This window comes from Calothrix rhizosoleniae SC01 (assembly GCF_900185595.1).
GTDB lineage: Bacteria > Cyanobacteriota > Cyanobacteriia > Cyanobacteriales > Nostocaceae > Calothrix_A > Calothrix_A rhizosoleniae.
In genome coordinates, this window is record NZ_FYBH01000154.1 from 17,478 (window position 1) to 29,882 (window position 12,405).

The window sequence follows — 12,405 nt, forward strand, 5'->3', positions numbered from 1 at the left end:
TTAGGGTCGCCACTTGGGTAAATAAAAAATTTACTTATTACTTATCACCTATTACTTATTACTTAAAAAAAAGCTCCCTATTCTCAGAGAGCTTTTTTTATTATTCCAAATTAATGATTGAACCTAACCACTGATTGCAGGAGCACTTAAAGCAACAGGAGCAGCCTCACCAGCAGCTAAATCTAAGGGGAAGTTGTGAGCATTACGCTCGTGCATTACTTCCATACCCAAGTTAGAACGGTTGATGACATCAGCCCAAGTACCGATAACACGACCCTGAGAGTCAATTACAGACTGGTTGAAGTTGAAACCATTCAGATTGAACGCCATAGTACTGATACCCAAAGAGGTGAACCAGATACCAATTACAGGCCAAGCACCCAAGAAGAAGTGTAAGCTACGGCTGTTGTTGAAAGAAGCGTATTGGAAGATTAGACGACCAAAGTAACCGTGGGCAGCTACGATGTTGTAGGTTTCTTCCTCTTGACCGAACTTGTAACCATAGTTCTGAGATTCAGTCTCAGTGGTTTCACGAACTAAGGAAGAAGTTACCAAGGAACCGTGCATCGCAGAGAACAAGCTACCACCGAATACACCAGCTACACCTAATTGGTGGAAGGGGTGCATCAAGATGTTGTGCTCTGCTTGGAATACCAACATGAAGTTGAAGGTACCAGAGATACCTAAGGGCATACCATCAGAGAAGGAACCTTGACCTAAAGGGTAGATTAAGAATACTGCGGTAGCAGCAGATACAGGAGCACTGTAAGCAACGCAGATCCAGGGGCGCATACCTAAGCGGTAAGATAATTCCCACTGACGACCCAACCAGCAAAATACACCGATCAAGAAGTGGAAAATTACCAATTGGTAAGGACCACCGTTGTACAACCACTCATCTAAGGAAGCAGCTTCCCAAATGGGGTAGAAGTGTAAACCAATGGCGTTGGAGGAAGGTACAACTGCACCAGAGATGATGTTGTTTCCGTACAGTAAGGAACCTGCAACTGGCTCACGGATACCATCGATGTCAACAGGAGGAGCAGCGATGAAAGCAATGATGAAGCAGGTGGTAGCAGCTAGTAAACAAGGAATCATCAGTACGCCAAACCAACCGACATATATACGGTTGTTAACACTGGTGATCCAGTTACAAAACCGCTCCCAGACATTACCGCCTTCGCGTCTTTGTAAGGTTGTGGTCATAATTTTTTATGAGTGCTTAATTGTTAGGAAAATAAAACAGATAAATCCAATAAAATTTACCTGTAATAACTAAAATTACATGGATTTACTGAAAAAATACCTCTATTTACAATAATTAATATATGTTGTTTTTACTCAATATTTTCAGGAGGAAACAATCATAAATGATTTAAACGATACAATCCTTGTTATAGGCTTTTATGCTCAATCGATTGACAAGATTTTATCTCAATAATCTCTATAAAGTTTTGTTAAAAACAATTACTCAATATTAAATAAGACAGCCTATTGTAAACAAATATGAAGATAGATATGGTGCATGATATTGCTGGGCGCAAGTCATTCAATTTTGGATTTTGGATTGAACCCACTGATAAATCCTGGGGTTAGTACCGTCAAGGAATTATTGGTTAAATTCAGGGTTCAAATTGCAGTTTCAAGTTTCAAAAATCAAAATAAATATAAGGTAAAGCTCCTTCAGGAGCGAGTAACCACACAGCATAAAGGCTAATGGGGACAAATAAAAGTTTCACGGGCCAGTTAAACTGTAGTTTCAGTTGACGATGACAGAAATAGATCATAGCCATTGCCAATGCCAGAACTAATAATAATATTGTGATGTGGGATTGAGTGAGATTGAAAGATTCCAAATAAACCTTTTGAGCAAATTGAATATCAGCAGGATGACCCCACAAACGTTGAATTACTAAAGAAGAATCTTGGAGATTGGGTAAGCGGAACCAAATCCAAGACATAAACACCAGAGATTGGGTCAATATCCAAGCAATGAATATTCCTATAGGATGCTGCCAAAAATTGTCCCATTTTTCAGAGCGATCGCTCACACTATCAACTAACCGATGAATTACCAACCCGAAACCGTGTAACGCCCCCCAAACCACAAAACCTAAGGCTGCACCGTGCCAAACTCCAGCAACTACCATGACAATCATGAGGTTAGTACAAGTGCGAAGTAAACCTCTACGGGAACCACCCAAAGGAAAATAAATATAGTTGCGTAGCCAATCACCCAAAGTCATATGCCAACGCCGCCAAAAGTCAGCAATACTAGTAGCAAAGTAGGGAAAATCAAAATTTTCGGGTAAAACAATCCCAAATAATAAAGCACTACCACGAGCTATATCTACATAGCCATTAAAATTTAAATACAATTGCAAACCATAGGCAAAGATGGCTAACCATAGATCCGTACTACCCGCTCTTTCTAAGTTTCCATCTCCAAAACATAAATCCACAAAACGTCCTAGATAATCTGCTAAAATCGCCTTTTGGAATGCACCACTAGCAATCAGCCATAATCCTTCAGACACTGTTGCTGTACTGGGCAAGGAAATAGTTTTGAATTGAGTTGCTAAATTATGATATCGAGTAATGGGGCCGGATAATAATTTGGCGAAGAACAACTTATATGCTGCAAATTGGAGTAAGCTTGCGGTTGCAGGTGCGCCACGATAAACATCTACCAAATAAGCAATGCATTCAAAGGTAAAAAATGAAATTCCTAAAGGTACAATTATTTGTAAGGGGTTAGTATTACTGGTAGAGGAATAATTGTGAAAAAAGTTAAATAATGGAGGAATATATTTAAAACCAATTAATAGCAAAATATTTAAACATATACCTAGCCATAGTATTTTTAGACGGCGGCGATTCCAATCAGATTGGGCAATTTGCCACTGTTCATTAGACATCCACCAATCCAAATTATGTTTTCCTGGACTGGTATTTTCTCCTAACTCTTTTCCTAAACGGAAATTCAGAAAAATGAGAGTTAACAGTAATGGAATATAGTAAATCTGTAAAGATGCATAAAATACAAGACTAGCAACAAGGATAATAAAATATTTCCATTTTTTTTCTTTTATAGACCAATAAATGCCCAGAGAACTCAGTAAAAATACACCGTACAAAAGAGATATAAAATTCATTTAAATACTCAAGCTAAGAATTTTATCCGTAAGATTTAAGAATTAGGAATTAGAATTAAAAGCCAGGAACCGAGTCTATAAATTAATTTTTCCGCCAAGGAATCATGGGATCATGAGCTAATTTTTTCGAGACTTCATAGGCACCATAACGGTTAAGATGGCTGGGGTCAGAGAAAAAGTCATAACCCTTTGGCCATAATTGACTCAGGTCTCTGTAAACAAAATTTGGGTGGGCAACAAAGCTTAACATATATTGTTGAAATTCTTGCTCGTATTTAGTGCGAACTGGGTCTAAATATTCTTGACTAAGAGGCATATTGACAAACACAATAGTAATTTTCTCTTGTTGGGAGAAATTGAGAACTGATTGTAATGCTGCATCTTGAATACCTAATAGTCGAAAAGATTGGTAATCGTTATCATAAGTCCCACTAACTTTTGGATGCTTTTGATAATATTCAGAGGGATTAAAACGTTTCGATAAAGGTAAAAAACCATCAAAATCAACTAGCTGGGGTTCTGTTTGTTTATTGACATCCACGGAAGATTGATTCTGTGAAGATAATGTTTTAATTACAGGTAAAGAACTCAGAGTTTGATTTAATGCTTGTTTTAATTGATCGCGGTTTTGATAGGTTGCAGAAAATTCTGCTACAACTTGATTTAAAGACTCATTTATACTGGTATAACCCTGAGGATTAAATTTATTGTTGCTTGCTGGGTGAGAATTATTTACCCATAAACTTTGATTGGGAGTAGCGGCTGATTGTTGTAATACATGCTTGTATCCAGGAGACGATGCGATCGCTTTGAATGTAGCATCTTCCCGACCACTATTAAAAGCACGAGAGCCATCTGCCCAAATCATCAATTTTGGTAGTTCTGTAGGCTTTAATACATGGCGCAAAATAAAATCAACTACTTGGACTGTGGCTCCATTAATACCAAAATTAAATACATCAATATCGGTGTAACCCTGGGTTGCTAATCCCCGAGAAAGTGCAACTGGATCTATACCCCTAAGCGCCCTGGAAGAGCCGATGATTAAAACTTGTGGCGGTTTTCCCTTAATTGTTAACTTTTGTCTATAAAGTGCCAGTTGTTCGTCTAATTGCCAAGAATTAAAACTGTGTTTGCGGTTGCGTGCAGCCAAGATAGTAGCAGTTGCTTTCGCACTCTTTTTCCGTGGGCTAGCTTTTAATTTAATTGTTTTAGATACTTCCTTACTAGTAAATACCGAATAATTAAATCCAGCCACCTGCTCTTTTGAGGATTGGATATCTCTAGAATTGGGCAACAAAGCCTTATTTGTAGGTTCTGGGGATGATTCCGCATTGGATATGAGAGATGAAGCTGAAACTGGAGTAATCACAGAGTTAGAAGAAGAGGAACGAGTCACCATTTGACTCAACAGCAAGTCAGTTTGAAAAGTGAGTAACAGTCCTAAAGAACCCCAAATTAAACCCACCCAATGTTTTTTCTCTATGGAAATCTTCTCTTGGGGTTGGTTGATTTCAGTAAAAAGTTGGGTTTTCAACAGTAAATTTTTCCCATTTTTTCCCCAACCACGTACCAACTCACCAACAAAGTTTTTCACTTCTTGGTTGGTAACATCAGGACGAATGACTGGTTCCGCATTAGGAATAGGTATTAAATCTCCCACATAGGCAGATGTAGCAGCAAATTCTGGGGTTGCTTCTGGGACTAAACGTTGACGACTGTAGAAATCTACACCATAGTGCCAAAAAGGTTCCTTATTACCCGCTCTTCGTCCATAAATTCTTACCCCTCCAATTCCAGGAATGGCTAATTGTTGGAGAAACTTGGCAACGGTTTTGCATACCCGTTTGCGTCCGGGACATACTGGTGCGTCACACATTATGTGCAGCAAGTCATCTTTACGTAAGAGAATAACCCGCAAACCACCCGTTTGCAGACGAACATCTAAATTGGGATTTAACAAACGTTCCAGTAAAAATACAATTGCTGGCTCATCTCCCCTACCAGCTAACTCTAATGCTGATGGCTGGAAAGAATCATGCTCCTGGGCTGGAAGGTTCAGCCAATCAACCCATTCCGGTTGGCTTTGGGTAGTTTGTTGTCCATATACACTAGCAGCTGTAATTCCTTGGGGAGCGATCGCTTCTAATTCCGATTTAATTATCCGCAAACACAATTCTTTTGTCGGTGCTAGTGCGGTTTTCAGGGCTTGATTAATTGGAGTGCAAAATATGTGTAGGATTGACTCCTGCAAAGAGGTATTTATTCTAATGCGGAATTGGGCAAACTTTTGGGATAATAATGAAGTGATCGCTTGCATATCCCCCCATCTTGCCCATTCCTTGAGCATGACTTCAGGTGGGGTTAAATCAATTCGCAACAGCCAGTCTGGTTGACTTTCACCCTGAACTTGAGCTGCAATGATTGCATCTTGGTAGCCAGATAACTCTAGGGAACGTAACTTCTGAGCTACTGGCTCAGCAATTAAAGAAGGATCGGGAGTATAGCCAGAAGCACAAAACACCCATAAACGATTGGACGGGGAAGCACTATTTTCTGTATCTGTAGAATTCTGCGGCTTCACCTGTACCTGTACAGCCACACCCAAATTACTTAAAGTTTCGCTCAAATAACGAGCGATCGCATCTGGATCTCCTTGCCGTGCTAAACTTTCATTCGAGACAACCAATACCCCAGGCGGCTGGCTCAGTTCTGAAGTATCGGCAAGTAGAATTTGATTTACCTGTTCTAAATGCCTCTCTAGTTGATTTAAATAAACACGATGACACCATTGAGGTCTTACCTCCCCTTTTTTTCTACCATAGACAAATACTTGGTATATTGAGGATTGTTCCCGGTTCGTGAGAACATCTAAATCGGTTTGTTGCAGTGCCTGTAGTAAATCAGACAGTGTATGCCAACGTTGGGGACAATCTACACTTTCACACAGAATATGTAAGTCATTTCCCCGCAATCGGACTTTGACCCCAAAGGTGCTAATACCTGTTGCTTGGCTAATCCATTGCACTAAGGATTCCTGGCTATCTGGTAATACTATTTTCATGGGCAATTAACTGTTTGGCAAAGAACTTTTATTGGGGAGGGGTTTTAGACTTGTAAACTAGAACTATAGTATTGAGCGTTTAATTTTGCATTTGTATCATTAATTTCCTAGGCTGTTGCAGCGTTAAACTCATGAAACATAGTTTTATTCCTTTGGTTGATTAAACTGTTACTAAATTTTGACTTTTTTTTCATTAACTTGCCCACAAAATTGTTCTTAACGATGTCACAATCTACCCATAATCCATCAGATCATTCAGGACTAGAATTATTACTGTTTCAGATTCCCCAATCTTTCCTACTACAATTGGGTACAGTATCTACCATGGCGCTGTTAGTCGCCACAAAGGCAACCAGTGAGACATTTATTGCCCTGGGAACAGCTAGCGAAGAATTGTTTCGAGGTGAACGTTTGCCCATACTCAATTTTCCCGAACCATCAAACCTCCAAGAATAAGTTAAAAATTATACATATCAAAATCAATTATGGTGATTTTTAGACTTTGCTATGAACTTTAACTGTAAAACAAAAAATCATCAACACCATTAATCTGAATTAACCAGAATATTAGGAATATGAGTTCCCTTTTATACTCTTTTGGTCGGGCTGTGAATATCTACCCTGCATCTGATTTATTTTTACGCCATCGCCTCCAGGTAATGGAAGAATTATGGGAGTCCGTTCTCCGACAAGAATGCGGTCAAAAAATGGTGGATCTTCTGCGCCAATTACGGGATTCGTGTTCACCAGAAGGACAAGCAACTAAGGAACAAGCCGCTTCTGCCTTTAAGTTGATCGAACAATTAAATATCAATGAAGCCATTAGAGCTGCTCGGGCTTTTGCACTTTATTTTCAGTTGATCAACATCATAGAACAGGACTACGAGCAACGGCAGCAATTACATCGTTATGAAGAAGATACCGAAGTAGATAATCAGTCAGCCTTACCTAATATTTTCCCATCCCCACAGTCACAAACAAGTCCTGTTAACAGTGGTTTAGGTGCGGACTTACTCCATAAAAGTTGGCAAGCAAGACCTAATGATCAACAGAAAGGTACTCTTGCTGCCTTATTTCCCCAATTATTCCAGTTGAATGTACCACCCCAACAAATTCAACGACTCATTTCTCAGCTGGATGTACAACTAGTATTTACAGCTCACCCCACAGAAATAGTCCGCCATACCATTCGCGGGAAACAAAGAAGAGTCGTTCAATCACTGCAAGAATTGGATGGGATGGAAAAACGCACTGGTAGTGGTGGAGAACTATACAATTTGGAAGCAGAAAAAATTCGCTCCAAATTAGTAGAAGAAATTCGCCTGTGGTGGCGCACTGACGAACTACACCAGTTTAAACCCACTGTGTTGGATGAAGTGGATTATTCCTTACACTATTTTCAAGAAGTCTTATTTGAAGGGATTCCCCACCTTTATCAACGGTTTGTACATACCTTGCATAAAACCTTCCCTTGGCTAGAACCACCAAATAAGAATTTCTGTAAATTTGGCTCCTGGGTTGGTGGCGATCGTGATGGGAATCCATCAGTAACACCAGCCATTACTTGGCAAACAGCTTGCTATCAACGCAATATTGTGCTAGATAAATACATCACCTCTGTGAAGCAGTTGATAGAACTATTGAGCGTTTCCATGCATTGGAGTGATGTACTGCCAGATTTGTTGGAATCGTTGGAAATAGAGCAATCCCAGTTGAGTCAAGTTTATGATGAATGGTCATTGCGATATCGTCAAGAACCCTATCGCCTGAAACTAGCTTACATACTCAAGCGATTGGAAAATACTCGGGCTCGCAACCAAATTCTGTCTAAAAATGAAGTTCCCAAAGGTGAACAACCACCAATTTACCACTCTGGAGAAGAATTTTTAGCTGAACTACGCTTAATACAGCACAATCTCAGCGAAACAGGCTTAAGCTGTCAGCAATTAGATAATTTGATTTCCCAAGTCGAAATTTTTAGCTTTCACCTGACTCAATTAGACATTCGCCAAGAATCATCCCGTCACTCAGATACCATTAATGAAGTTTTGGCATACCTGGGAATTCACCAAAAACCATACGACGAATTGTCTGAAGCTGAAAGAGTAGCTTGGTTAGTGGAGGAGTTGCAAACTCGTCGCCCCTTAATTCCTACACAACTGCCATTTTCGGAAAAAGTCAATGATGTGATTGAAACTTTCCGGATGCTGAAAACCTTGCAGCAGGAGTTTGGTAATAATATTTGCCAAACCTACATTATTAGTATGTGCCGGGAAGTTAGCGATGTCCTAGAAGTTTTATTACTGGCAAAAGAAGCCGGACTTTACGATCCTGGTACAGCCATTGGCACAATTAGGGTAGTACCCCTATTTGAGACTGTAGAAGACTTACAACGCTCCCGTAAGGTGATGCGTGATTTATTTGAGTTACCTCTGTATCGGGCTTTATTAGCTGGAGGCTATGAAAAAGTTGAGCCATCTGGACAGAGTATATCTTCTATTCCTCTGACTCCCAACCTCCAAGAAGTAATGTTGGGGTATTCCGACAGCAACAAAGACTCCGGCTTTTTAAGCAGTAACTGGGAAATTCACAAAGCTCAAAAATCCCTGCAAAAAATCGCTGAAGAATATGACTTAAACCTGAGAATTTTTCATGGTAGGGGTGGTTCTGTGGGACGGGGAGGTGGTCCCGCTTACGAGGCGATTTTGGCTCAACCAGGTCATAGTATCAATGGACGCATCAAAATTACTGAACAGGGAGAAGTGTTAGCTTCTAAATATTCCCTCCGGGATTTAGCACTATACAACCTAGAAACAATTACCACAGCCGTCATTCAAGCGAGCTTACTACGCACTGGTTTTGATGATATTGAACCATGGAATGACATACTAGAAGAATTAGCAGCGCGATCGCGGAGTCATTATCGAGCCTTAATTTACGAGCAACCGGATTTCATTGACTTTTTTCATCAAGTTACCCCCATTGAGGAAATTAGCCAATTACAAATCAGTTCTCGTCCAGCTCGTCGTCCTTCTGGGAAGAAAGGATTGAGCAGTCTGCGGGCAATTCCCTGGGTATTTAGCTGGACACAAACAAGGGTATTACTGCCTTCTTGGTACGGAATTGGTACAGCCTTACAAGAATTTGTGCAGTTACAACCAGAAGAACACCTGAAATTACTGCGGTATTTCTACGTCAAATGGCCATTTTTCAAAATGGTGATTTCCAAAGCGGAAATGACCCTAGCCAAGGTAGACTTACAAATGGCAAGTCGCTATGTGGAAGAATTATCTCAACCAGAAGATAAGCCCAGATTTGAGAAGGTTTTTGAGCAAATTGTCGATGAATTTTATCTCACCAGGGATTTAGTATTACAAATCACTGGTAATCAAACACTCCTAGATGGGGATCCAGTTTTACAAAGGTCAGTACAGTTACGTAATGGTACTATTGTCCCCCTAGGTTTTATTCAAGTGACCTTACTCAAACGCCTACGGGAGTCACGTAATATGGCAACATCTGGGGTCATTCACTCTCGTTATAGTAAAGGGGAGTTACTGCGGGGAGCATTGTTGACAATTAATGGTATTGCTGCTGGGATGAGGAATACGGGTTGATGAGTGATGGAGTGATGGAGTGATGGTTGCTAGTTGCTAGTTGCTAGTTAGTTATTTCATCTCCCCACACTTCCCACACTTCCCACACTTCCTCAAAGCTGGTGATGAAAAATAAAGTTCTTATTTGTACTTCTTTAGCATGGTTAGCTGGCTTGTCTGGGGGTTTTTTGGGTGGACAAATTACCTCCAGGCTCCATCAACAGCAATGTCAACAACAAGGTTGGGGTAGGAAACAAATTTGCCAAGTTTGGGTAATACCAGGAGCAACCTGGCAAGGAAGTACTACAGGAGTCTGGACTGGGACTATTTTAGGTGCATTTGTAGGCGGTTTGATTATTCGCAAACAATCATAGGTATTTAAACTGAGTTTTGGTTAAGCAGATTGGGTTAAAGTCCTTTTGGTTGATGGTAATCAGCGATTAACCCACATAGAAGATTAAGGCAAAAATTAACTGGGCTTTGATAACCTGAATTCAGATTAAAGTAAGAAATGATTATCCCTTAAAATTTCAAAGCCTTACTGTTTTATATATAATCGTTTTTTCAGAACAATACCAATTCAAATAATGTTTGTAATATATAAATTCTTCGTAAGGGCACGGTACCAGTAAGATACTTTTATATATTGAAAGATTGACCGATGCCGTGCCCCTACCCATATGTCGCAGTTTCCTTAACCCAAACTCGGGTTATTTAATATCAACCAACTACTCATTGGAAGCTGTAGAATTTTGTAAATGAGTCAAACTTATCCAACAACCAGTATCAGTATCAAAACAGTGCCAATCACCACTAAGACGTTGTTGATAGCAAAATAGGGAGCGATCGCTTGTACTAAAATTATTGGTCAAATAATATACGATACCTTGAAACGGATAAATTTTCCGACTGAGACGTTTTGCTACCGCTTGATTTGGACATCCCACCATAAATACTGGTTCTCCCTCTAGATGAGTGATGGAGAAAACACACATCCTTAAAATAGCTCGTAGCCAGCTTTCTGTGTTATCAAAATAATTATCAATAATTTTATTAGTCAGTGATTTTTGGAGTAACTGATTATCTCGATCCGAAGTATAAGAATTATGCATGATACCACCGAATTGCTAGCTAATTAATTTGAGATTAAACTAAAAGAGCTAAAAGTGACAAGCGTATACGCATAAATACGGTATTTTATTCAGAGTCATTTTTTTTGATTGGGGCTACTCACAGCCTGGTAAAATTCAGTATGAGATAGGAAATACAATTGCAGAAACTGTCATGAGTGCTGATACCAATCGAGTAAAATCCAACAATAAAGGTGCTGATGCTATTGATCAAGCGATCGCATCAGGCATCGATTTCGATGGCTCACCCATTCCCCCAGTCAAACTAGAGCTTTATAAACAGGTAATGGGATTAGAAGCCAATAGACAGCGTAGTGGCGTTTCTAATACCATGCGATCGCGTATTGTCAGAATTGGAGCAAAACATATTTCTCAAACAGAACTAAACCAAAAACTTGTAGAAGCCGGTTTTGCAGCCCTCAAAGACAAGGAAATTGCTTTTTTTTACAATAAATGATCATGGATTTGCTCAAATCAATCCAATCTCCCCAATTAGACAATTGCGATCGCCAAACACTTTTCAACTACTTTGAGAATTCCTGAAAACTGGAAGAAACTTTCATAAAAAGTCTAGTGGGGGAAGAAACATTGATTTAACTAATCAATAGCTTTATTTTTTGCAACGAAACCTTCTTTACTGAGCCTTAAGACGGCGTTGCACCATAGTGTCGAAAGCCTCAGATATCCGCTTTAGGTGGGGTTCAGTGTAAGGGAAATTCTTCGCATGATCAAAATTATGTCGCATTGCTGCATTGAGTTCAAAGATAAATAATTTGCCATCCGGGAGGATTGTAAAGTCAATCCCGAAGAAATCAAGACCAATCAAGTCACGAATTTTGCATAGTTTATTAAAATTTTCGCTACCCAGATAACTCAGTGGATTGTTGAGAAAAGACTTCTCCTCATACTGTGTCCAAGGAGCCTTATCCATGAGGCTATAGCGATCACCAGAGTGAATATTCCAGGAATCGTTGAATAGATGAGCTACTGGATAAAAATTGCGATCAATGAAAAATACTCTTGTCTTGTTGTAAACATTAACATTCTGAAACTTACGGCAGTCCTTGAACTGGATAACGTAATACTCCTTGTTTGCAGAACTCTTCTGAAAATGAGCGCGGAGTGCTTGCTCACTTTTAACCAGAGCAACACTGCTTCCAGTTTGCGTACCGACTTGACGGATAATCATGGGAAAGACAAAGCCCAAACCAATTATCTCTTTAGCGATCAGATCCAATGAAATTCCGTCCCACCAGACTTTTTCCGTTTTTGGGAAGCAAATCCCTGGAATCATGTTCAGGCGCAGGGAGTTGCGCTCACGAGTTGTTTCCAGGACACGACGGGGATCATTAATTACTGGAATATGAGGATAGCGATCCACCAATCTAGCTGCAGCTAGTAATGATTCTCGTTTAAGATCCGGACAGGCAATTGTATTGATAAGCAAGTCAAAGTTTGGA

Annotated in this window: 9 protein-coding genes; 4 read left to right on the forward strand and 5 right to left on the reverse strand. The window is 39.8% G+C overall.

The genetic code is table 11. The features are described from left to right. Positions 1-123: 123 nt before the first annotated feature. The 3 genes from psbA to CALSC_RS09070 all read right to left on the reverse strand — a co-directional run bounded on the left by psbA (position 124) and on the right by CALSC_RS09070 (position 6,219). Entirely contained in the window at positions 124-1,206 is a 1,083-nt protein-coding gene (gene psbA / locus CALSC_RS09060; RefSeq protein WP_088241035.1) for a photosystem II q(b) protein, read from the reverse strand. Between the two features lie 443 nt (positions 1,207-1,649). Continuing rightward, positions 1,650-3,155, reverse strand: coding sequence for an MBOAT family O-acyltransferase (locus CALSC_RS09065; protein ID WP_088241036.1), 1,506 nt, complete (start codon positions 3,153-3,155; stop codon positions 1,650-1,652). Between the two features lie 82 nt (positions 3,156-3,237). Beyond that, on the reverse strand, positions 3,238-6,219 hold the full coding sequence (locus CALSC_RS09070; protein WP_088241037.1) for a DUF1574 family protein: 2,982 nt from the start codon (positions 6,217-6,219) through the stop codon (positions 3,238-3,240). Between the two features lie 222 nt (positions 6,220-6,441). On the opposite strand from CALSC_RS09070, the gene CALSC_RS09075 reads away from it, so the two are divergent. The 3 genes from CALSC_RS09075 to CALSC_RS09085 all read left to right on the forward strand — a co-directional run bounded on the left by CALSC_RS09075 (position 6,442) and on the right by CALSC_RS09085 (position 10,189). After that, positions 6,442-6,675, forward strand: a complete 234-nt coding sequence (locus CALSC_RS09075; protein WP_088241038.1) for a hypothetical protein — start codon at positions 6,442-6,444, stop codon at positions 6,673-6,675. A gap of 119 nt (positions 6,676-6,794) precedes the next feature. Then, positions 6,795-9,836: a phosphoenolpyruvate carboxylase gene (ppc, locus tag CALSC_RS09080; RefSeq protein WP_088241039.1), complete on the forward strand. Its 3,042-nt coding sequence runs from the start codon at positions 6,795-6,797 to the stop codon at positions 9,834-9,836. Between the two features lie 101 nt (positions 9,837-9,937). After that, positions 9,938-10,189, forward strand: a complete 252-nt coding sequence (locus tag CALSC_RS09085) for a hypothetical protein (protein WP_088241040.1) — start codon at positions 9,938-9,940, stop codon at positions 10,187-10,189. A gap of 354 nt (positions 10,190-10,543) precedes the next feature. Here CALSC_RS09085 and CALSC_RS09090 read toward each other — a convergent pair whose 3' ends face one another. Continuing rightward, positions 10,544-10,927 (reverse strand): hypothetical protein, encoded by a 384-nt coding sequence (locus CALSC_RS09090; RefSeq protein ID WP_088241041.1) that lies wholly within the window; start codon positions 10,925-10,927, stop codon positions 10,544-10,546. A 172-nt stretch (positions 10,928-11,099) separates the two neighbouring features. Here CALSC_RS09090 and CALSC_RS09095 point away from each other — a divergent pair, with 172 nt between their 5' ends. Further along, a complete protein-coding gene (locus CALSC_RS09095; protein ID WP_088241042.1) occupies positions 11,100-11,402 on the forward strand; it encodes a small RNA NsiR4-regulated ssr1528 family protein in 303 nt (100 codons plus the stop codon). A 177-nt stretch (positions 11,403-11,579) separates the two neighbouring features. Here the strand turns inward: CALSC_RS09095 and CALSC_RS09100 are convergent. After that, positions 11,580-12,405, reverse strand: an 826-nt coding sequence (locus tag CALSC_RS09100) for an ATP-grasp domain-containing protein (protein WP_235006735.1), incomplete at its 5' end; no start/stop codon positions are given.